The organism is Corallincola platygyrae (assembly GCF_039544265.1).
GTDB classification, from domain to species: domain Bacteria; phylum Pseudomonadota; class Gammaproteobacteria; order Enterobacterales; family Neiellaceae; genus Corallincola; species Corallincola platygyrae.
Genome location: NZ_BAABLI010000003.1, coordinates 114,001 through 135,474 on the forward strand (window position 1 = coordinate 114,001; position 21,474 = coordinate 135,474).

At 50.3% G+C, this 21,474-nt stretch carries 17 protein-coding genes; 12 read left to right on the top strand and 5 right to left on the bottom strand.

The window, feature by feature from the left end:
• Window positions 1–15: 15 nt before the first annotated feature.
• A complete protein-coding gene (locus tag ABEA14_RS00555; protein WP_345337779.1) occupies window positions 16–1,815 on the top strand; it encodes a protein kinase domain-containing protein in 1,800 nt (599 codons plus the stop codon).
• Window positions 1,816–1,832: 17 nt separating this feature from the next.
• Here the strand turns inward: ABEA14_RS00555 and ABEA14_RS00560 are convergent, their stop codons facing one another.
• A complete protein-coding gene (locus ABEA14_RS00560) occupies window positions 1,833–2,309 on the bottom strand; it encodes a hypothetical protein (RefSeq protein ID WP_345337780.1) in 477 nt (158 codons plus the stop codon).
• 144 nt (window positions 2,310–2,453) lie between these two features.
• On the opposite strand from ABEA14_RS00560, the gene ABEA14_RS00565 reads away from it, so the two are divergent.
• The 8 genes from ABEA14_RS00565 to ABEA14_RS00600 all read left to right on the top strand — a co-directional run bounded on the left by ABEA14_RS00565 (window position 2,454) and on the right by ABEA14_RS00600 (window position 11,091).
• On the top strand, window positions 2,454–3,206 hold the full coding sequence (locus tag ABEA14_RS00565) for a tRNA-uridine aminocarboxypropyltransferase (protein WP_345337781.1): 753 nt from the start codon (window positions 2,454–2,456) through the stop codon (window positions 3,204–3,206).
• 57 nt (window positions 3,207–3,263) lie between these two features.
• The gene (locus tag ABEA14_RS00570) at window positions 3,264–3,548 is read left to right on the top strand and encodes a peptidylprolyl isomerase (RefSeq protein ID WP_345337782.1); all 285 of its coding nucleotides are present in this window, start codon (window positions 3,264–3,266) and stop codon (window positions 3,546–3,548) included.
• Between the two features lie 128 nt (window positions 3,549–3,676).
• Window positions 3,677–5,230 carry an MltF family protein gene (locus tag ABEA14_RS00575; protein ID WP_345337783.1) on the top strand — a complete coding sequence of 518 codons (1,554 nt, stop codon included), beginning with the start codon at window positions 3,677–3,679 and terminating at the stop codon, window positions 5,228–5,230.
• Between the two features lie 21 nt (window positions 5,231–5,251).
• Window positions 5,252–6,088: a CvfB family protein gene (locus tag ABEA14_RS00580; RefSeq protein ID WP_345337784.1), complete on the top strand. Its 837-nt coding sequence runs from the start codon at window positions 5,252–5,254 to the stop codon at window positions 6,086–6,088.
• Between the two features lie 25 nt (window positions 6,089–6,113).
• The gene (locus tag ABEA14_RS00585; protein WP_345337785.1) at window positions 6,114–6,659 is read left to right on the top strand and encodes a YaeQ family protein; all 546 of its coding nucleotides are present in this window, start codon (window positions 6,114–6,116) and stop codon (window positions 6,657–6,659) included.
• 150 nt (window positions 6,660–6,809) lie between these two features.
• On the top strand, window positions 6,810–7,556 hold the full coding sequence (locus ABEA14_RS00590; protein ID WP_345337786.1) for an OmpA family protein: 747 nt from the start codon (window positions 6,810–6,812) through the stop codon (window positions 7,554–7,556).
• Between the two features lie 521 nt (window positions 7,557–8,077).
• The gene (gene yccS / locus ABEA14_RS00595; protein WP_345337815.1) at window positions 8,078–10,306 is read left to right on the top strand and encodes a YccS family putative transporter; all 2,229 of its coding nucleotides are present in this window, start codon (window positions 8,078–8,080) and stop codon (window positions 10,304–10,306) included.
• A 263-nt stretch (window positions 10,307–10,569) separates the two neighbouring features.
• A complete protein-coding gene (locus tag ABEA14_RS00600) occupies window positions 10,570–11,091 on the top strand; it encodes an EF-hand domain-containing protein (protein ID WP_345337787.1) in 522 nt (173 codons plus the stop codon).
• Window positions 11,092–11,113: 22 nt separating this feature from the next.
• Here ABEA14_RS00600 and ABEA14_RS00605 read toward each other — a convergent pair whose 3' ends face one another.
• Genes ABEA14_RS00605 through pdsR form a run of 3 tightly spaced genes read right to left on the bottom strand, consistent with a single transcriptional unit; the run spans window position 11,114 to window position 14,329 of the window.
• On the bottom strand, window positions 11,114–11,551 hold the full coding sequence (locus ABEA14_RS00605) for an RDD family protein (protein ID WP_345337788.1): 438 nt from the start codon (window positions 11,549–11,551) through the stop codon (window positions 11,114–11,116).
• A complete protein-coding gene (locus ABEA14_RS00610) occupies window positions 11,544–13,637 on the bottom strand; it encodes an ATP-binding protein (protein WP_345337790.1) in 2,094 nt (697 codons plus the stop codon). Before ABEA14_RS00610 ends, ABEA14_RS00605 begins: the two co-directional genes overlap by 8 nt.
• Complete coding sequence (pdsR, locus tag ABEA14_RS00615) at window positions 13,634–14,329, bottom strand: proteobacterial dedicated sortase system response regulator (RefSeq protein WP_345337791.1); 696 nt, start codon at window positions 14,327–14,329, stop codon at window positions 13,634–13,636. Before pdsR ends, ABEA14_RS00610 begins: the two co-directional genes overlap by 4 nt.
• A gap of 432 nt (window positions 14,330–14,761) precedes the next feature.
• On the opposite strand from pdsR, the gene ABEA14_RS00620 reads away from it, so the two are divergent.
• Both ABEA14_RS00620 and ABEA14_RS00625 read left to right on the top strand, forming a co-directional pair.
• Window positions 14,762–17,098 (top strand): marine proteobacterial sortase target protein, encoded by a 2,337-nt coding sequence (locus tag ABEA14_RS00620; RefSeq protein WP_345337792.1) that lies wholly within the window; start codon window positions 14,762–14,764, stop codon window positions 17,096–17,098.
• Complete coding sequence (locus tag ABEA14_RS00625) at window positions 17,088–17,753, top strand: class GN sortase (RefSeq protein ID WP_345337793.1); 666 nt, start codon at window positions 17,088–17,090, stop codon at window positions 17,751–17,753. The genes ABEA14_RS00620 and ABEA14_RS00625 overlap by 11 nt, the downstream gene beginning before the upstream one ends.
• A 24-nt stretch (window positions 17,754–17,777) precedes the next feature.
• Here the strand turns inward: ABEA14_RS00625 and ABEA14_RS00630 are convergent, their stop codons facing one another.
• Window positions 17,778–19,967: a substrate-binding domain-containing protein gene (locus ABEA14_RS00630; protein WP_345337794.1), complete on the bottom strand. Its 2,190-nt coding sequence runs from the start codon at window positions 19,965–19,967 to the stop codon at window positions 17,778–17,780.
• A 316-nt stretch (window positions 19,968–20,283) separates the two neighbouring features.
• Between ABEA14_RS00630 and ABEA14_RS00635 the strand changes: the two genes are divergently transcribed.
• A complete protein-coding gene (locus ABEA14_RS00635; RefSeq protein WP_345337795.1) occupies window positions 20,284–21,243 on the top strand; it encodes a YbgA family protein in 960 nt (319 codons plus the stop codon).
• The last annotated feature ends 231 nt before the right edge of the window (window positions 21,244–21,474 follow it).

The window sequence follows — 21,474 nt, forward strand, 5'->3', positions numbered from 1 at the left end:
CAACGTTGGAGTGAAATGGCCGAGTCGGCGCTCAAACACTTCTATATCTCGGAAGAGCAGTCCATCTATCTGCTGAGTCAGAACGATGCCCGCAAGCTGAAGCAGTGGGTGCAGCTCTGTATGTCTCAGTTGGAGCAGCTCGGCTACCGGGATATCAGTCTGATTGGCAAAGGCGCATACGGCTTTGTCTTTGCTGGCAGCTCCTCTCTGGGCGTGCAAAAAGTATTTAAGTTCTCCCGCGTGAATTTACCTGAAAAAGTGCAGGCTCGCCTCGAGGAAGAGGCGTTTATGCAGCAGCAGGTTTGTCATCCTCAGGTGCCAGAGATGCTGGCGTTTGAGCGCGTCGGAAAACAGTCGATCTTAATGATGCGCCGCGCGCCGGGTGAGGATCTGGAAAAGATCAGCCTGTCGAGAGGCCCGCTGCCCGCTCGCTGGACAGTGCAGATTGCCGCACAGTTGGTGAATCTGTTAAAAGCGTTGCGCGCTGACAGCCGTCGAACTCAGGTCCATGGCGATATCAAACCCTCCAATATTGTTTATGACGCAGATACTGAACAGGTGTGCCTGATTGATTGGGGTTCGTCTGTGTTTGCTCAACTCGAAGCGGATGGTCAGCCTGCGGCGACCTCAATTCAGGGGCTGATGTCTGAAGATATGAACCACAGTAATGCCCGGCTGGGTGACGTCTACTTTATTGGACCCGAACAGTTGGATGGCGCGCTATCCAGTCCGCGATTTGATGAACAGGGAGTGGCATCGACGCTTTATGCGCTGGCATCGGGTCAATCTTGTCGCTTTGGGCATCGCGTTATTCCTGCATCGGCATTGGGATTGCCTCAGGAGTTTGCGAGAACTCTGGATAATCTATTGGCTGATGAGCCTGAGCTCAGGCAAAAAGCAGGAGACTATCTGCTAACGAATATGGCTCGTATGGCACGCACCTATTTTGCTGAAGATGACTGGCAGATACCTGCGCCATTGGTGCCCGTCTGGCTCAGGGAAAGTGAAGAGGCGATCGATTCTGTGGTTTACAGTTCTCGGCGCTCATTTCTGATGGCTGGCGGAGAAAATCGTGAGCTTCTGGCAATGGATGATGTGCAACTGGAGAAGTACTACAAAAATTATCTGGTGGGCATGGGGGATACCGAAAAAGCGTTTATTGCCGCGGTCTCCCGACTTGGTCATTACCCTGTGGTGGGTGGTTTGGCGATCCATTGGCTGGAGGGGGAGGTTGCCATTGATGCAAGCCTTAACCTATACAGTGCAGAACACCAGCGAGCATTTTATGCTGCGGTGAATACCATGGTCACGCTTGCCCGAGCGATTAAACGTGAAGGCACGTTTAAGAGCTGCATGTTCAACGCCCGCAGTACATTGCATATTGAGCGAAGCCACGAGTCACATCCGTTTGTTCCACCGCCGGGTATGAGCTTGCCCTACGAGGTGCAACCTGCGCCACCTGTCGACGAGCGCAACCGTCATTCCTATTTTGAGGATGGCCGTGATCCTGATGAACAATTGGTGCTGCCTCAGGAAATTATCAGCTGTGTGGAACAGCTCAACGATATGCATCATACCGGCTGTATTATTTTTGAGAGCCTGCCGCAGCACCTGCGCATTCATAACTATTATGTCCTGCTTGAGCCTGACAAAGAGGTGCAGTTCAAAGCGCTGTTAGCCAGAATATTGGCCGCGGTGCCCGATATCACCGGGATAGGCACCGCTGGCTATATGAAATTGCCTTATAAAAACACGCGCCGTTTTGAGCCCATAGAGCAAGTGGCGGAGCGTTTTTATCCGAAAGACCCCCGTTAAACGTCGAGGAGTGGAGCTTAGCCTACATTGCCCTTAATGCAGTTTACCTTTCCTCGATATTGATTTTGAGTTTGATTGATCAACGCTTCGCACCGGCTTTGCATCAGACTTGATGGCACACCATAAATAACAAACCGACCCTTACGCTCGCTTTCGTGTTGTGGATCCAGAGTGATGTAGGTGGCATCAAACGGCTTGTTATCAAACAACTTTTGGTATTTAGCAGGCAGTTCTTTTTTGCAGTCGGTTGATACATTCACTTTACCCACATGTTTGAGCGCTTTTAACCAAATTGACTCACTCTCAGCCTGGCATTCCTGCAATGAATGCATAAGGCCAAATCCAACAAGGTTGATGCTTTCGTGGGGGTAACTCACGCGAATTTCTACATAGTATGGGTCTGTAACTTTCGGTGAACCGAATTTTGGACTGAAATGGTTAAACCCAAAGTAAGCCACACCGAGCAGTGCTGCCAAAATAATCAGCTGTTTCATATACCTTCCTTGATAACGACTTTGAAATAGCGACCCTGAGAGTCATTTATGGGCAGCTACATTACAGCATGTTTGGCTTTGTATCAGCCATTTACGAATTAAGCTGTTAGAATTGCGCGCCCAATCATACAGGTCGGAGTGAGTTTGGCTCATCAGGTTGATCGACAGCAGCATGCTATCCATAAGCTTCATGACTATCGCAAGTCGCTAAGCCGAAGGCCGTTTATGGCCCGCGGAGGTAGTGTTGAGCGCTGTGATTATTGTCGTCTAGCAACGGATTTCTGTACCTGTGAGCACTTGCCTGAGACACAGTCGAATGCTGCGTTTGTACTCTTGATGTACGACGATGAGGTGCTTAAACCAAGCAACACGGCGCGATTGATTGCCGACTTGGTACCGGAAACCTATGCTTTTTTGTGGCGCCGAACCGAAGTCGATCCTGAGCTGATTGCGCTGCTGCAACAGCCGCAGTGGCAACCCTTTATCGTGTTTCCTGGATCATATGCGGCTCCTGAACGGCCGGTGCATTCAGAGCTACCAAAGATTGATGACGGCAAGCGACCCTTGTTTATCCTGTTGGATGGTAGTTGGCGCGAAGCGTGCAAAATGTTCCGCAAAAGCCCCTACCTGGATGGTTATCCGCTGCTTTCGTTTAAAGCGGAGCAGGGATCGGACTATCAGATCCGTAAAGCCGTGCACAAAGACCAACTGGCCACGGCTGAGGTGGCTGCTCGGGTATTGCAGGTTGCTGGTGAATCACACAACAGCCAGCTGTTGCAGCTGTGGTTTGAGTTTTTCAGCTACCGATATCAGCAGGCGGTACATCAGATTAACCAGGGCAGGGAAGATGCGCTGGAACGACTGCAGGCATTTTTAGCGAAAGAGATGCATGAATAGGCGCCATGTTGGTTAGAATTTAATTAATGCATTCTAGATTTTGGTGAGAAACAAATTATGCAAAAAGCCCAGGCCATCCATATCCTTGTAAAAACACAAAAAGAAGCCGCGGCATTGAAGCAGCAGCTGGATAAAGGCGCAGACTTTGGTAAGTTGGCCAGAAAGCACTCGCAATGTCCGTCCGGTAAGCGAGGCGGAGATCTTGGCGAGTTTCGCCGTGGCGAGATGGTGAAACCGTTTGACGATGTTGTGTTTAAACGCGAGCTGCTGAAAGTTCATGGTCCGGTAAAAACGCCTTTCGGTTACCACCTGATTAAAACCCTCTATCGTACTGGTCGATAAGATTTTTCTGCTAAGAAAAACAGGGCGTGACTTAGGCCCTGTTTTTTATGCCTGTTACAAGCTATTTCCACCCATGCTAGGCACACTGAACGATAATTAAGGTTTATCGGGTAGTAGGGCAAACAGGTATGTGGTTGAGCTATCGACGTAAGTTAGTGATGGTGTCCGCCTTTGTGGTGACAGTTGTCATGGCGCTGGTGGCGTGCGACAGGTCGCCTGATGACGCTTCTCCATCAACGGACCTTGCTGTCGAAGATGAAGAGCTGCTGCCTCTGTCTGAAGTACGTCCCATCGATGTTCAGGAATTAGCTGATACCGCGTTTAAAGAACTCTGGCCACAACTTAGCGATGCCCGCATGGGTGACCTCGACGACATGCTTAAGCGCGGTGAAATTCGTGTCTTAACAACTTTCTCGCTCGGCCAGTACTACATAGATAAGGGCACGCAGCGTGGCTTAGCTTATGAATCGATCCGCGAAATGGAGGGGTTCTTCAAAGAGTGGTTTGGTGCCAAGTCTACCCGCCTGCTCAAGTTCACCATTATCCCGGTTCGACGTGATCAGCTGATCCCATTTCTTGTGGAAGGGTATGGTGATATTGCTTTTGCAAACCTGACCATTACTGACCAGCGTAAAGAGGTCGTCGACTTTTCTCGTCCATTTTCGTCAGAAGTGCAGGAGCAGATTGTCACCCATGACAGCACGCCGATAACGTCACTCGATGATTTAGCCGGACGTGAGATCCATGTGCGATTCAGCTCCAGTTATTACGAAAGTTTGGTCAAATTGAACCGGGAGTTTGAGCAGCGACACCTTCCACTTATTCGAATTATTCCGGTGGATCCAAGACTGGAAGATGAAGATGTACTTGAGATGGTGAATGACGGCATTATTCCGGCGACAGTCACTGACGAACATAAACTCCGGCTTTGGTCTCAGGTGTTTACCGATATGACGGTGCACACTGACGTGCCGGTAAGAGTGGGCGGTCAGATTGCGGTAGCGTTTCGCCAAGACAGCCCTAAGCTCAAGAAAGTGCTGGATAATTTTGCCTACAAACATCGTGTAGGCACGCTAATAACCAACACGCTTATCAAGCGTTACTTTGGCAGTACCTGGTGGGTAAAAGCGGCTGAGCAAAGAGATCCGTTTCGTGGCATTCATCAGCTGACATCCTATTTCAAAGAGTATGGCGAGCAATATGATATTGACTGGCTACTGCTTGCGGCATTTGCTTATCAGGAATCTCATTTTAATCCCAAAGCGAAAAGCCATGTGGGCGCCTTAGGTATCATGCAGATCATGCCCAAAACAGCGCGCTCTGTTGGCTTTGACGACATTTCTGATACTAAAACCAATATTCATGCGGGTACCAAGTACCTGGCAAAACTCAGGGACCACTATTTTTCTGATGAAAATATCGAGCCCTTTGAACGCTTACTGTTTACAATGGCCGGCTATAACGCCGGACCGACACGGGTGAACCGGCTAAGAAAAGAAGCAGAGCAGCGTGGGCTAGATCCAAATCGTTGGTTCAATAATGTTGAACTGGTGGTGGCCGCCAAGGTTGGCCGAGAACCCGTCCGCTACGTGGGTAATATCTATCGTTATTATGTTGCCTATAAACGCTCTGTCAGAGATCTCAAAGCGCGCATGGAAGCCCGCGAAGAAGCGATGGATTAGCATAATCAACTCGAGTAAACCATGAGCGATGAATTAGGCCGTTACAACTTTCTTAAAGTAGCGAAATTAGTTGATTTCGGTGCCTATCTGGAAACCAAAACCCTGGGCGAAGTGTTGTTGCCCTCTAAGTACATCAAACACGACTTAAAGGTGGGTGATGTGCAGCGCGTGTTTGTTTATCTGGATTCCGAAGACACGCCCATCGCCACCACTGAGCAGCCTAAGGCTCAGGTGGGTGAGTTTGCGTACCTGAAAGTGGTTGATGTTGGCCCCCATGGTGCCTTTGTTGATTGGGGGTTGCAGAAAGATCTGCTGGTGCCTTTCTCCGAACAGCGCGACACAATGGAGGAAGGACGCAGCTATCTGGTTCGGGTGTTTAAAGATGATGTCACCGAGCGGATTGCTGCCAGCAGCCGTCTTGATCGCTTTTTAGATAACTGGCCAGCGAATTACAAAACTAACGAAGAAGTGTCACTCATTATCGCTAACCAGACCGAACTGGGTTACAAGGCGATCGTGAACCACGCTCATTGGGGTGTGATTTACCGTAATGAAGTATTTAAACGCTTGCACTATGGCACACGCATGAAAGGCTTCATTAAGAAAGTGCGTGAAGATGGCAAAATCGATCTCAAACTGTCTACCTCGGGTCAGGCTCAGGTCGGTGAGCTTGAAAGCGAGATCTTGGAACGTTTGAACAATGCCGGTGGTTTTCTGGCTGTCAGCGATAAAAGCGATCCAGAAACCATCAAACGTATGTTTGGTGTCAGCAAGCGCGTCTTTAAACAGACCATCGGTGCATTATACAAGCAGCAAAAGATTGTGATTGAGCCTGCTGGCATTCGCCTGGTTGAGTAACGTTTTCATTTGGTAGTCCAACTCTATGGCCCTAAAAGCCACCATCAATAAAGCAAACCTTGAGGTGTCGGACTTGCGCCGGCACCACTATCACAGCTATCCACTGACAGTGGCTCAGCACCCATCCGAAAATGCCAGACGTACTATGCTGCGTTTGCTTGCATTTGCGTTGCACGCAGATGAGCAGTTGCAGTTCACCCGAGGCTTGTGTGTGGATGAAGAGCCTGAGCTTTGGCTCAAAACGCTGAGCGATGAGATCACTTTGTGGATTGAACTGGGCTTGCCGGATTTTAAGCGGCTGAAAAAGGCCTGCCGCAAAGCCGAGCAAGTAGTGCTGTATGCCTATGGCAGTGCATTCAGTGTGTGGTGGCCTGAAAACCAGTCACAATTGGCGAGCTTAAATAATCTCGAAGTTATTTATATTCCCGAACAGGCCTCTGAAGAATTGGCGGCCCTACTTGATAAGAATATGCAGCTGCAATGCACCATAGATGAAGAGCAAGTCTGGTTCAGTACGCCAGAGCAAAGCCTTTCCATCACGCCAGAAACTTACCAAACCGCCAACGACTAGTGGTTGGCGCCGAGGGGTTATGAGTCAATTGCCATAATTGGTCATAATTCCTCGCTACATTGCCTTTTTGTTTGCCCAGCTTTGCCTGATTGACCTCGTTTAATAAGCACATCGAAAGCACTTACTTACCGATGTTTAACGGAGTCGAACATGAAAAACACTACTTTGATTGCTGCTACTGTTGCTACCGCCCTTTTCTCAGCCAACGCTTTTGCCAAACAGCCTGAGCCTCAGTACACAGATGCAAAACAAGCGGGCACAATCCTCACAACGACGACCACAGGTTTTATTGCTGGAGGTCCACTCGGAGCGCTGGCAGGTATGGTGGCTGGTGCATGGTTTAACCAGAATATTGAAGGTGCCGACCATGCTGTGGTTCTGAGTAATGACCTGGAAACTGCACAGTTACAACTTCAGGAAACTGAACAACTTCTTGCTAAGCAACGCCTTCAACTGGAGAAAATGGAGGATGAAGTGGCAAAACAGGGCAAGATAGCTGAGCAATACGCAAAACAGATGCTTGAGCAGTTGCAACTTGCCATGTTGTTCAAGACCAACCAAAGCGAGCTAACTGACGCCGCCAAAAATCGCTTATCACTGCTGGCGCAATATCTGAATCGTAACCCAGAGATGAAAGTGCACTTGGACGGTTATGCCGATCCGCGTGGTAACGCCGACTATAACCTGCAACTGTCCCAGGCCCGTGTTGACGCGGTAGCACAGCAACTTTTTGAAGCAGGCGTATCTGCTGACCGTATTACCAGCCAAAGTCACGGTGCCACCCTGTCTACTGCCAACAAGGGCGACTACGACGCTTATGCGCTGGAGCGAGTTGTCAGTATCGAGCTGACTAAGGGTGACAACGTCAGCGTAGCCAAAGTGAATTACAACAACTAAGTGATACTTGCTCTGGCTTTCCTTTTCCTTAGGAGCGAAGCGGCGGTCAACTCCCTCTGACCGCCTCCGGCAAAATACCTTCCCAAGTATCTGCCGGTTTGCGGAAGCGCGATGCTTCCGCTTTTTTATGTACAGGATGTACGGTATGCCGCGGGTGCATGGATGCACAGTAGCGGCGATGACAGGATGTACGACCGAAAATTGCTCCTGCATTTTCGGCATTTCCGCCATCCCTGGCGGTCGTATGCCGCGAGCGCATGGTACTCAAAACACTTCGTGGGGAATGCTAATGCTTCTTCACCCTCTCCAGAGGGAGAGTTACCTGTGCAACCGGATCATAAGTAACACTTTCAACCGGCAACATGGGTTACGCCTCCTGCGACACCAAAGGCAGTGTCTGCGCCCTGAGACTAAGCCAAAGAAAAAGCCTATAGTTATTAGCGGCTTTGCCTAAATCAAAGATGTTGGCCCTGCAGGCCGTTAGCATAGCCGCCTTTCAAATCTGGTGATGGAACAGGATTATTCGCCGCTTTAGCAGAAAACTAAGCGCTTGGTGGGCCAATGAGCGCGTTAATTACAGCATTCGTACTCTGATCTCTTTGCTCGGGGTGGTTTTGCCGTGCTGGTATTTTCAGGCGATGCATGCGGTAACCCCGATGGTGCTCGGTGTGATCGCAGCGGCGCTATCCGAAACAGAAGACAGCTTTGGTGGCAAGCTACGTCAAACCAGTATGATGCTGGCCTGTTTCGCTTTGGCGGCTTTCTCAATCGAGTATCTGTTTGATACGCCCTGGCTATTTGCTGCTGGGCTTTTCACATCGACCTTCGGTTTTATCATGCTGGGGGCGATTGGAGCACGTTATGCCAGTATCGCGTTTGCATCATTGCTGCTGGCGGTTTACGCCATGTTGGGTGCACACCTGACTGATGACCTTATCTCTCAGCCCGTATTGCTACTGTTGGCGGCGGGTTGGCATCGCCTGTTGTCGTTGGTTTGGCACCTGCTTTGGCCTAACCAGTCCGTACAGCAAAGTCTTGCCCGCGTGTTTCGAAAGCTCCGGGTTTACCTGCAGTTGAAAGCCCGTTTGTTTGAACCTGTCAGTGGCTTCTCTTCTCATCAGCGGCGACTAGAGCTGGCACGATACAACAGTGAGGTGGTGGCAGAGCTAAACCGTGCCAAAGACACGCTTCAAAAGCGGGTCAGATTCGGTAGACCCGGACAAACCGCAGACCGGTTTCTAAAGCTCTACTTTGTTGCGCAGGATATTCACGAACGCGCAGCTTCCTCTCACTATCGTTACGATGAGCTGGGTGATACCTTCCGTCACTCCGATATCCTGTTTCGATTTCAATTATTGTTGGAACGGCAGGCGGGCGCCTGTCGAAAGTTAGCCAAAGCCATTCTTTCTCGTAAACCCTACGAACACGAAGAGGCGGTCACCCAGGCGCTGGAGGATACCAATCAGTCACTGGTGTATCTGCGCAATCAAAAGAACCCTGAGTGGCTGACACAGTTATCATCATTGAAGTTTTTGCTTCGCAACCTGTCGACCATTGAACGCCAACTTTCACATGCCAATAACCCGGATGTGGCATTGGAGCAGGAGGATGTTTTCCGAGATTCAGAAGCTCATACCCTAGCGGAAATGGGCCGGCGGATCTGGGATGCGCTAAACCCGAAAAAGCTCCTGTTCAGACATGCGGTCCGCCTTTCTCTTGCGTTAACGGTTGGATATGGGATCGTCCTGGGATTAGGGCTCGAGCGCGGATATTGGATCCTGCTGACAATCCTTTTTGTTTGCCACCCTAACTTTAGTGCAACACGAAAGCGCGTGGCTGAACGTATGGCTGGCACAGTTGCCGGGTTGTTATTGGGCGTGCCGCTGCTGTACCTGTTTCCTGGCCAGGAAGGTCAGTTGGTATTGATGGTGATTTTTGGTGTCGCGTTTTTTGCGACTCGAACTTTGCATTATGGTGTGGCAACTGGCTTTATCACCTTGCTAGTGCTGCTCTGTTTCAGCCAATTGGGAGAAGGCTACGCGGTCGTACTGCCACGTTTGGGCGACACTTTAGTGGGTTGTGCGATTGCGGCATTGGCGGTGAGGTATGTTTTACCTGACTGGCAGGCCAGGCATATGCTTAGCAAGATGGCGACGGCGGTAAATGCCAACAAAGAGTATCTCAGTCATATCATTGCTCAGTACCGGGTAGGTAAAAAAGATAACCTGGCTTACCGGGTTTCACGTCGTCAGGCTCACAACTGCGATGCAGACTTGTCTGAGGCGATCAGTGCCATGCTGAAGGAGCCGGGTCGATATCGTAAAGCCGTTGATGAAAGCTTCCGAATGCTGGTGCTGAATCATGCCTTGCTTGGCTACATATCGGCATTGGGTGCCCATAGAGACAGACTGAGTGAGCACGAGATCCACCTTCTTGTCAGCCAGGCCCACGAGCATATTCATCAGCGACTTGAAAACGTCACTGCCATCTTTAGTCAAAAGCCGCTCAATGTCGAGGAACTGTCTGACAGTGGCCTTGAAATCAAACTGGGACGTTGGCGCGATAGTGGTGATGAAATCACACGCATGGTGTTGCAACAGCTGTTTATGATCCACCGAATGCTGGATGAGATGACTGAGCTGGCAATGAAGATTTCGGGGTGTGCACGAGCTCCTAAATCAGAAAATCCGAATGAAGAGGGGGAGGTTGAATCCAATCCCGAATCTTCAGACTCTACAAAACAAGCCTGACAATAGTCTTGATACGCTGGCGGCAATATTAATCTTACCTTATTGCCGCCAGCGGAAAAGTTTAGCCACTTCAAATGTTTAATCGCCTTTACAATGTAAAGAGACAATCCTTTTCTTTACGTTTGTTATCTGGTGCCTCGTATCTTTTCTTCGAAAACCATGCTGAGCGTAAAGTTAGGTAAAGCTATGTAAATTTGGCATGGGTTGGAGTCTTATTTGCTGAATTGTTGGTTGCCATAACACATGTCTAATGGAGACTAACAATGAACATTTCTGGCTCGGGAACCATAAACCCCTATCAATTCCAGCAACAAATGGAAGAGCACAAGCAGCAGATGGATGATGCTTTTTCCGCCGCTGATATCGATGGTAGCAGTGGCGTGACGATCGAGGAGATGACCGAAGTACTGTCAGAGCGTGGCGTTGAATTTGATACCGACAAGCTATCCCACCATTTTGAAAAGATGGATACCAACGGTGATGGCGAAGTCTCTACTGAAGAGCGGCAGGCACTACTCGACAGTATGAAAGAGCAGATGGCGGGCATGCCGCCTGGCGGCGCTATGCCTCCACCTTCAGGTGGTCAGGAAACTGATGACTCAGGCTCTCTGTTTGAGAGTCTGTTGCAAAGCTTAAGTGAAGATCAGGAAGAGGGCAGCGATGCGCAACAGGACCTGACTGATCTGCTTGAAAAGCTTAAATCGGAAGGATACACCGAGGACAATGTTAACCAAGCGATTGGTTATATTCAGGAGCTGATACCTACGATTAGTACCACTGCGTAGGGTCAGGTATGCCCCTTGGTTGTCAGGTGGTGCGCCTGACAACCAATGTCCCCGCCATCATATCGTGGAAAGCACGGTGTTTTTTCGAAACGAAGATAGGTATCAAGAACGAGACATTCAACGAGACCAGCAGAGAGAACAACAGGCAGCGAATGAACAGCTGTTTTAGGGAAGGGCTACCGCCACTTTTCTCGTCGATCACTTCCAGTTTAAACAGGCGCTTACCCAGGTTGATGTTTAGAGACCAGTAGAGAAACAAGCCCAGCGGAATAAGCAAGAACATCACGTAGCCAATGGGAAATTGCTCCGGCGCAAAACCAATGGACTTTAGGATCGTAATCAAGGCCACTATCACAGCTATAACTGCGGTGAAATCGATTAAGAACGCCGGAATTCTAATGGCGGCGACGGTCTGTACTTCGGTCGGAGTATCTTGCAATGACTTATTTAAGTTACGCATGTTTGTTGTCATCGATGGGTATGACCAAGGTAAAAGCAACACCACTGCCATCTTCCAGATTGTTGGCTGTGACCGCTGCACCATGGAAGTCTGCAATCAGCTTCACAATATGCAGGCCTAGCCCCAGGTGGCTTCCGCCGTCAGATTTCTCTTTTTCCCTAACAGATACCATGTTGTCGAACAGCTGATGTTGCATCGCTTCTGGCAGTCGCGGTCCAGTGTTCTCTATCCGTAATTCTACTTTGTTAGAGTTACGTGAAAGCCTGATTTTGATGTCACTGCCTTCAGGGGCGAAGCTCGCGGCATTGTCGACCAGTTTATCGGTAAGCTGTACCAGTAGTTCTGGTGCTATGTTGGCAACTAACGGCTGTTCGCACTCAGACAGCATCAAGTTGTGTTGGGTGTAAACGTCTTTGTATGCCGCAATAACTTCACGGAACATCAGATTCAGGTCAATGGCTTCAATCTCTTGGTCGCCATGTTTGATGCTCTCCTCCAGGCGACTGGCTTCGCTCATCGCAGTCAGCAAGCTGCTCAATCTGTTGGCACCTTCTTTGGCGCGCTTTTGATACATTTCGCGCTCCTGTTTATCGCCATTACTCATACTCAGGTTATCCAGCGAAGAGTGGACGACCGCCAGTGGCGTGCGAAGCTCATGGGATAACTTTCGAGACAGTGTCTGCAGGTAGTTTGTGTATTGCTGTACCCGGTTTAGCAGTTCACCAAACCCGCGGCTTAGGTCGCCGATCTCATCAGACGTCCGGCTGGGTTTAAATGTCGAACTGAAGTTTCCCTGATGATCGACGGCGGATTGTGTAGATCGATTGAGTCGGCGGATCCGCCAACTAAGCCAGCTGACATAACCAAACAGGCCGGCTGCACCAATCAATAGCGCAATAGTGCTGGAAAGAAACAGTTTGCTGAAGGCGCGATCGGTCAGTGATAGATAGGACTCGCTGCTTTGCTCCAGTAGCAATACACCATATTGGACGTCATCACTTTTGAGTTCGCCGCTGCCATTCTGGGCTGATACCACCTGTTTTTTTATGGGGATGGCAGCACTGACCAGGCTACGTTCAGACGAGTGAGGTTGGCGATACCATCCCGCAGCGGTTTGGCCGTTAATCGCAGCCAGAATCGGGGCTGTTTTTTCCTGACCGAAAAGTTGCGAACTATTGCTCGGAGGTGCTGGTGGTGTTTCCAGGATCGCGCGATAGAGTGCCTTTAATGCGCCGTGGCTAGTGGTCGTTCTTGCCGGCCCATATTGGTAACTTGCCAGTTCGCCAACACTGGCTCGGTGCCAGCCCTGGCTATCAATCACTGACAGTTTTAAACTGGGCTGCTGAAACAATGCCAGTGTTCGCTCCAAATCTACCCGGGTAGTAATGAGCCTGGGGGGCTGTTGGTCACTGAAGTTGTAATGACTGAGGTATGCGTTGTCACTGGCGATAGCGGATGCATTGACGGCATAAAGTCCCAATTTGCCTTTGAGAAGCGCCAGCGGAACGACAGCTTCCAGATGATAACCTTGCTGGGTTTCCAGCCAGTAACCGGCTATCTCTCGCTCGTAAAGGGTCCGATTGCCAGATTGGTATCGCGCAATCAACTGACCTGGTGCGCTGGCTGCCAAGCGGTAATCGATGCCGTTGCCGCTGCGAAGTACGATATGATCGCCATTGTTGGCAATACCGCGCATCGGATCAAAGTAGCTGCGCTCTGAATCTTCGACCGAAACATGCAGGTACAGTTTGTCGCCACGGGTAAACATGCGAAGGTCGGCTGCAAACTCACCGTTTTCAAGGCGTCGGGCGGGCATGCTTTGCCACTCATCCAAGTAGCCGTCAAGAATCGCTATCCAAGGACGCTCAGGCGCGAATAGTGGCTCAGCACCATCTGTGCTGGCTTTTGTTACCAGTCCCCACTCCTGTTGCGCTAACAGGGAGTTAATCGCCTGACCTGTTGCTTCCAAAGATTGCAGTTGACCGGCGCGAAGGGCGCTTTCTGCTTCTCGCACATATTGGCAACCCGCCCAAGGTAGGGCCAGCATAAATAGGCTGGCAGCCATCAACTGGCGTTTGAGCTTCATCCGTTAGCCCGCCAGCGATACCCCATACCATAAGCGGTTTCGATTGCATCGAAGGCCGGGTCTATGCGCTGGAATTTCTTTCGGATCCGCTTTATGTGAGAGGTGATGGTGTTGTTGTCCAGTACGACATTAGCGGCATCCATCAGTTGCTGCCTGTTTCGCACGTGGCCGGGGTGTTTGGCCAGCGAATGGGTTATCCAAAACTCCGTCAGCGTAAGGTCGATAGCCTGTTGGTCCCAACACACGGACATGCGTTCGGTGTCGATGGTCAGGGCGCCACGTTCAAGTATCGCATTGGCCTGCACAGGCTTTTGTAATGCTTCGATACGGCGAAACAGAGCGACGATGCGCGCCATCATATGGGGCAGGCTGATATCTTTGGTCAGGTAATCATCTGCGCCGAGTCTAAGCCCAGAAATTACATCGAACTCGCTGTCACGTGCTGTGAGAAATACGATAGGCAGCGCAGGGGCCATGCTTCGAAGATCTCGGCAAAGTTCGAATCCGCCCTCGACCTCATCGCCCAGGCCAACATCGATAACAGCCAGATCAGGCAGGCGTTGCTGAAACGCTTCCATTGCTTTAGCCCGGTTGCTGTAAATCTTTACCTCGTACCCCATTTTTGTCAGGGCATCGCGATAATTTTCCGCTATCACCTGTTCATCTTCGACGATGGCAATGTGCCGACCCATGTACCACTCCTAAACCAATCCTTTTTTCCTATTAAACCAGAAATATAGGTAATACCAATCCGAATAAGAATATGATCTACCAGCGGGAATTTAAATCACTTTAGGCAAGGCAGGTGATTGAAGGCATAGTTGTTCTACGCCGAAATCAGCTAACGCGGCATAAAGTGATTTTAAAGCCCGCCCTACGGGGAAGTCTGAGCAAGCTCACTTCTTCGTTGCTGACATTTGCAAGGGAACAACCATTGCTGCATGACTGCGCCTTGAATTGAACTTGCTCAGGCTTCCTGGTTGACCATATATTTATTCGGATTGGTATAGTCCAAGCGGTTGCCATAATTCGCCACAATGTTTCATCACTTTGCCACATGCTGGCCCCTGTAGAGCCCTTTCTTGCTGCCTAAATAGCAGTATCAAATTATAAGGAGCAAGACCATGGGCAGACACGCAATACCTCCACATCAACAGATTATGGATAGGCCACTGGCACTCAAAGAGCGTCAGCGAAACGTTGGTACTCCCTTGTTTGGCAGGCAGGCGCCTGCTGGTGGCGGGCGTCTGATGCGCATGCTGAAGCGGCTATTGGGTAGTCTTTGCCTGATTGCATTAGGTACCTGGTTGCTTCTTACTTTGGGGACTGCACAGGCGCGAGAGTTTAACAGCAGGGGTGAGCAGGAAGATGCCGCGCCCCAACTGATGCTCAAGCAGGGAGGCGTGTTAACCGAAGCCATGATGCTCGACTCCAGGCTGCACCTGGATATCAACGGTATGGTTGTGCGAGGTACGCTGACGCAAACCTTCAGTAACCAGACCGACGACTGGTTGGATGGCGTCTACTTACTTCCGCTGCCAGATGATGCTGCAGTCAATCGATTACGTATGGTGATTGGCGAGCGCATCATCGAAGGTGAGATTAAAGAGAAAAAAGAAGCCAAGAAGATCTTCGAACAAGCGAAAAAGAGCGGTAAGCGAGCGACGCTACTTACTCAACGACGCCCCAATATGTTCACCAACGAAGTCGCGAATCTGCCCCCAGGTGAGAAGATAGTCGTCGAGGTCACTTATCTGCAGACGGTTAGCTATCGTGATGGCGCATTCAGTCTGCGTTTTCCAATGACTATTACACCTCGCTTTTCACCCGGTGTGCCGTTGGCTGATTTGCCTGAAGAGGAAGCGGAGCAACATATCAGCTTTTCGGACACTTTTGCGAATACCATGAGCTGGGCATTGCCTACGGACGAAGTACCAGACGCGCCAGCTATATCCCCATTTATGTTTTCCGTTTCAGATGCTGCCAACAAGGTGCTCAATCCCATCACTATTACCGCAAGCATTAATCCGGGCATGTCACTTGAAGGGGTGAGCAGTGGCTCTCACCAACTTGTTGTGAATCAGGCGGAAGGCAAATACCAAATTAAGTTGACTGCACCGCAGGTCGCAATGGACCGAGACTTTTTGCTGAACTGGCGCCCCGCACTGGGTAAATCGCCACAGGCGGCAATGTTTACCGAGCAAGTGGATGGAGATTCCTATGGCCTATTGATGCTGATTCCACCCGCCAACCCTAAAGCTAAACCCGGTGCAGAAGAGAGTGTGGATGCTGCAAAGTCCCTTGATCAACTGACGCTACCGAAAGAGATGATTTTTATTATCGATACCTCGGGGTCTATGGGCGGCGAACCTATTCGGCAGGCAAAAGCGAGCTTGGTACAGGCGCTGAGTTGGCTGTCGCCAAAGGATAGCTTCAACATCATTCGCTTTAGCTCGTCAGCTTCACAGCTGTTTCCATCTGCCATGCCCGCTGACGCTAGTTCAATTGCTCACGCCAAACGTTATGTCGATAATCTGAGCGCCAATGGTGGTACCAATATGATGTCGGCGTTGAAAATGGCGCTGCCAGATCCTGAACAGAAAGCGCTGACAGATCGCGTGCGCCAAATTGTATTTATCACCGATGGCGCCGTGGGTAATGAACAGGCGCTGTTTAAATACATTCATCATGGATTAGGGGACAGCCGTTTGTTTACCGTAGGTATTGGTGCTGCGCCAAACAGCTACTTTATGCGCCGCGCTGCTGAGTTTGGTCGAGGAACCTTTACCTTCATTAACAATACCCAGGCAGTGCAGGGGCCCATGAGTGATCTGTTCAAACGACTGTCGTCCCCGGTGGCCGATGACATTAAGATCGAAATGGCTGATGGATCAGCCATTGAATTCTATCCCTCCAGGATCCCTGCGCTCTACCTTGGAGAGCCCCTGCTTATTGCGTTTAAACCCGACCAATTGGCGGGAGATATGGTGATTTCTGGAAAAACATCGGGCAAAGATTGGCGTCGAACGATTGCTCTGCAGTCGCTGGCGCAAAGTGAAGGTGTAGGGAGCCTGTGGGGCCGAGCCAAGATCAAGTCGTTGATGGATGAAAAGACTGCCGGTGCGGATGCTGATGAGATACGCAGCCAGGTGTTGAGTGTTGCCCTGGCGCATCAACTAACCTCTGCCTACACCAGTTTTGTGGCGGTAGAGAAGACACCTGTACGTCCACTGAACGAGGTCAGTAAAAAAGTACCTGTGCCTAACCTGCATCCTCAGGGAACTGCCGAGCAATCCTATGCTGTGCCCAATACTGCGACTGGTGCAGAACTAAAGCTTGCCGTGGGTTCAGCCTTGTTTATGGTGGCCCTGCTGCTGATGGTTTTAGCCAACAGGAGAGTGTTAACCCAAAACAATGGTGAGTTTGATGCCGGTTTAGTCGGAGGGCGTCATGTTGTCTAGACGCCGAGATTTGCTGCTGATAGCTGCCAGTTTAATGTTGCTGTCCTCTGTCTTCCTGATTGATGGGGCTTGGATCAAAGCCAAAGCGGTCGTTGCACAATGGTTGATCGCGTCTTCTTGGCAGTCAGAGACCTCAGAGTCACGAACAGACTATCGGGTTTCAAGTTTGCCCTGGCCCTGGGCGGATACCTGGCCCATGGCAAAGTTAGAGGTGCCGCACTTGAACATCACTCAGTACGTGATGGCAGGTTTAGATGGTGAGTCCCTGGCTTTTGGGCCAGGGATGGACCCCCTGTCAACCGAGGACTCTGGGCTACTGCTAGCGGGCCATAAAGATACCCATTTCGATTACCTGCAGCGCTTGTCACCGGGGGACAAGGTTCATGTGACGCTGAAAAACCGTGAGCCTTGGGAATTTGAGGTAACGGCAACGGCAGTGGTTGAGTTGACGCCACAGGTGAGAAACATCGTGGTCAAGGAGAATCAATTGGCGCTGGTGACCTGTTATCCATTTGGCATCGAGCAGAGTGACCCAAACAAACGCTATCTGGTGCTGGCAGAGCGACGTCAGCGAGAATTGGCGTCCAGCTCCGAGGAGTTACTCTACCTTACTCAGACAATTCCTTGGATGAGAAATCTACAGGTAAAGATGTGACAGCTCCCGGAAGGTCGACAGGCCCTAGCTATTCGGCAGGAAAGGAGAAGCGGCAGCGGAAAGCGGCAACTCAATCTGCAGCTGAGTGCCGCGCCCCGGTTTGCTGCTCAATGTTATTACGCCTCTGAGTCTGAGGCTTACCAGGTTGTAAACCAGATAGAGGCCAAGTCCGGTATGGCCACTGGCGCGTTGGCTGGTATAGAAAGGTTCAAAAACCCGGGGTAGCGCTTCTTTCTCTATGCCAACACCAAAGTCCTGGTACTTGATATCAAGTCGGTTGTCTTTGATAGCAACATCGACTTGTACTTTGCCGTTGTCTTGATCAGCATAAGCGTGATGCGCACTGTTGTAGAACAGGTGCACAAACACGGATGACAGGGCATCCATGTCGCACTGAACCTGCAGCGATTTATCACAATTGATCTCAAGATCCAGTGGCAGATGGAGGTCGTCTTTGATTCGGAAGTAACTGGATTGGATAACTTCCCAAATTGTCAGCGCCTGCCAGCGTCCAGGGTCCTGCTCAAATGAGTTGGATTTAAAGATATCGACCAAACTCGATGCACGTTCAAGGCTGCGAAGAACGCTTGAAGCCGCGTCATGGGCGCGGTTTAGGCCCTGATTCAGATTACGTTTGGATAGTTGCGCGTTGAGCAGTTGTTTGGTCAAGGCTTCCGTTTCTTCTACCAGCATGGACGCCATGGTGATGCCTGCTCCGAGCGGCGTATTGAGTTCGTGACCAATGCCCGCAACCAGCCGTCCAAGGCTGGCAACCTTTTCCGCTTTGTCCAGCTTCAGGTGCGCGTTTTTAAGCGCCTCCAGCGAGCTTTCCAGTTCATGTTGTCTCTCGATCGATTCATAAAGCATCTGGTGGCGGTTAATTGCCTGCGATAGCTGTATGCCCAGAGCTTCGCCGAACTCAACGACGCGTTGGCTTACCTGTACCAGTACGTATCCAAAGTGTTTGTCTTCAAGTGCCAGCGGGTGAAGCAGCCAGATCGCTCCTTTGCGATCATCTTTGAGCCAGTGTTCGCCAAGGTGTGGCGGTAGCAACTGACCAGGAGGGATCTCCATCTGGTGCTCGGCAAGGGCAACCACTTCACCATCGACAATTTGATGCGCCAGGTAAGGGTGTTCAGGGTTGTTTTGGCGAAACAGGCAGAGATAGAGTTGATATATTCCGGCTGCATTGAGGCTGCTGGCACCTTGTTCAAACAGCATGCTCAATTCTGTATGTTGATAGAGACTCTGGTCAAAAGCCAAACGTTGAGCGTGCATGTCTCTGACCAACACCTGCTGGCGACGTTGTTCCAGGTAGACTTGTTCAGGGACCGATTGAGGCGGGCGTTTAGCGCCGCAACTCTCACGTACCACCAGATCACCAACAATCGTATTGGTTTGTATGCAGGCGATTTTTTCTATCTGTTCGAGCAGCGCGTGTGCCGCTTGTTCTCCCAATTGTCTGGCGGGATAACTTGCAGTGGTTAAGGCGGGGCGCACAGCTTCAGCGTACTCAAAGTTGTCGAAGCCGGTTACTGCCACCTGCTCCGGTACAGATATGCCTTCATGTTGCAGGCCTTCCATAAAACCATGTGCACTGAGGTCGTTGGCACAGACCATCACCTGGGGTAGTTGTCGAGAACTTCGAACAAACTCTTTTGCTAATTGTTCGGCATGGCTTCGAGTAAAGTCGCCTTGTACCAACCACTGTTCATTGAGGTTTATTCGGTTCTCTTCAAGCACATCGGTGAATGCTTTAAGGCGCTCATTTGCTTCGTCATTACTGGAAGGGCCAGTTAAGAACCCCAGCTGAGTAAACCCACGTGCCTTAACCAGATGTTGCACTACCTGTCGCATTGAAGAGTAGTTATCTGCAACAAATGAGGGGATACCAGGCAAGCTGCTGCCTATGTTAACCAATGGGCGCTGCTTAAGTTGATCGGCCAGATGCTGAGTTGCATCATTGCCCGCGGCATATCCAATGCCGCCACCGTAGAATAATGTCCCTGCGGAATTATTTTGAGGAAGGTAGGTGTAGAACCAGTTTCGACTGTTTTCTGGCTGAGAAGGACCCGGCAGATAGCCGCCGACACTGGTTATCAATTGATAACCGTGTTTAGCAAGTAGGTCTCTTGCTCCTGCCAGCAGCTCCTGCTCTACCTGGAACACCATGGTTGGCAATACCAGAGTGACGTAGCGCTCAAACTGGTTCAACGTTTATTACCTCATGCGAGCACTTTCGCCGCGGATAGTTATGCTGGCTGCGTCTTCCATCCGCATACCCCACCAGTATCGGGGGGCCAAACCAGAGCTGATTATTACTTTGGGTTTATTGCCCATTATTTTCCTGAGCTAACGGTATCAAAGTGGCTAGTAAGCTACCAATTGGCTTAAACCAAAGGTGAGCCCGATAACACTAACTGGTCCAATGATTTCTCTGAATGTGATTTAGGTATGTCTGCCATATGATCTTGGTCATGGTTTTCAGCGTAGTACATCCAACGAAAAGGAACCTGCAGGGATATACAAGATGAGCCATTCATTCAACAAAATACCAGTTGGCGTCAGCGCTTGTGTAGTAGGGCAGAAGGTCAGGTTTGACGGTGGCCACAAACAGTCAGGTTTCGTTGTCAGGGATCTTGACCCCTATTTTGATTACCGACCTGCTTGTCCAGAAGTTGCAGCGGGAATGGGCGTTCCTCGACAAACCGTTCGTCTAGTAGAGGACCAAGGACAGACCCGTGTCAGAGGGTCGAGGGATCAACTTCTGGATGTGACCGAAGACTTAAACAACGCTTCGGAACGCTTGTCAGACGGTTTAGAACATCTGAGGGGCTTTATCTTCTGTGCCAAATCGCCAAGTTGCGGGATGCAACGCGTAAAGGTATATCATCCTGGTGGCCATACACTTCGTCATGACGGGGTGGGCATTTTTGCTGAAAAGATTTTGAAGAAATACCCCTATCTGCCCTGCGAAGAGACTGGGCGCCTTAATGACGTGCTGATCAGGGAGAGCTTTCTCACCCGCGTTTTTACTTTAGATATTTGGAAACGAGAAGTTGAGCCAAACCTATCGGCAAATGCGATTTTGAAATTCCACGCAAAACACAAACTGATGCTGATGGCTCACTCACCTGAGCACTACAAAGCAATTGGTCCACTGCTTTCCAACCTGAAACAGGCTGACTTAGAGCAGGTGGCGAAAGAGTATTTAACCCAGTTGATGCAGGGATTGTCGATACCCGCCAGTCGTAAGAAACATACCAACGTTCTGATGCATATCCAGGGTTACTTTAAGCGAGCACTGGAAAACGGTGACAAAGCTGAACTGACCGAGATGATCCATAGGTACCGTGAGGGCCTGTTACCGCTAAGCACGCCAATAGAACTTTTTAAACATTACCTAAGAAAGAACAGCGACAGTTATTTAGAAGAGCAGCGTTACTTTCAGCCTTACCCAGAACACTTGGTTGTCAGAACTGTATTTTAAGTTTTTTGTTAGCTATGTAGTTCCTTCCCTACTTTCGCGGGCTTTATGCCCGCTTTTTTACGTTCAGGACGAACCGTATGCCGCGAGCGCATGGACGCGCAGGAGCGGCGATGTTCAGGACGAACCTTATGCCGCGTGCGCATGGTACCCAAAACACTTCGTGGGGCATGCTAATGCACCTTATTCCTATTCACCAGAGGGAGAGGGGAGCTTCCATTTGACGACTACTTG

What these genes read in the sequence shown, in the direction of transcription:
- ABEA14_RS00610 (WP_345337790.1), bottom strand. Translation starts at nt 13,637, where the DNA reads ATGAAGCTCAAACGCCAGTTGATGGCTGCCAGCCTATTTATGCTGGCC.
- ABEA14_RS00570 (WP_345337782.1), top strand. Translation starts at nt 3,264, where the DNA reads ATGCAAAAAGCCCAGGCCATCCATATCCTTGTAAAAACACAAAAAGAA.
- ABEA14_RS00575 (WP_345337783.1), top strand. Translation starts at nt 3,677, where the DNA reads ATGTGGTTGAGCTATCGACGTAAGTTAGTGATGGTGTCCGCCTTTGTG.
- ABEA14_RS00620 (WP_345337792.1), top strand. Translation starts at nt 14,762, where the DNA reads ATGGGCAGACACGCAATACCTCCACATCAACAGATTATGGATAGGCCA.
- ABEA14_RS00605 (WP_345337788.1), bottom strand. Translation starts at nt 11,551, where the DNA reads ATGCGTAACTTAAATAAGTCATTGCAAGATACTCCGACCGAAGTACAG.
- ABEA14_RS00585 (WP_345337785.1), top strand. Translation starts at nt 6,114, where the DNA reads ATGGCCCTAAAAGCCACCATCAATAAAGCAAACCTTGAGGTGTCGGAC.
- ABEA14_RS00600 (WP_345337787.1), top strand. Translation starts at nt 10,570, where the DNA reads ATGAACATTTCTGGCTCGGGAACCATAAACCCCTATCAATTCCAGCAA.
- ABEA14_RS00635 (WP_345337795.1), top strand. Translation starts at nt 20,284, where the DNA reads ATGAGCCATTCATTCAACAAAATACCAGTTGGCGTCAGCGCTTGTGTA.
- ABEA14_RS00625 (WP_345337793.1), top strand. Translation starts at nt 17,088, where the DNA reads ATGTTGTCTAGACGCCGAGATTTGCTGCTGATAGCTGCCAGTTTAATG.
- ABEA14_RS00560 (WP_345337780.1), bottom strand. Translation starts at nt 2,309, where the DNA reads ATGAAACAGCTGATTATTTTGGCAGCACTGCTCGGTGTGGCTTACTTT.
- ABEA14_RS00555 (WP_345337779.1), top strand. Translation starts at nt 16, where the DNA reads ATGGCCGAGTCGGCGCTCAAACACTTCTATATCTCGGAAGAGCAGTCC.
- pdsR (WP_345337791.1), bottom strand. Translation starts at nt 14,329, where the DNA reads ATGGGTCGGCACATTGCCATCGTCGAAGATGAACAGGTGATAGCGGAA.
- ABEA14_RS00580 (WP_345337784.1), top strand. Translation starts at nt 5,252, where the DNA reads ATGAGCGATGAATTAGGCCGTTACAACTTTCTTAAAGTAGCGAAATTA.
- ABEA14_RS00590 (WP_345337786.1), top strand. Translation starts at nt 6,810, where the DNA reads ATGAAAAACACTACTTTGATTGCTGCTACTGTTGCTACCGCCCTTTTC.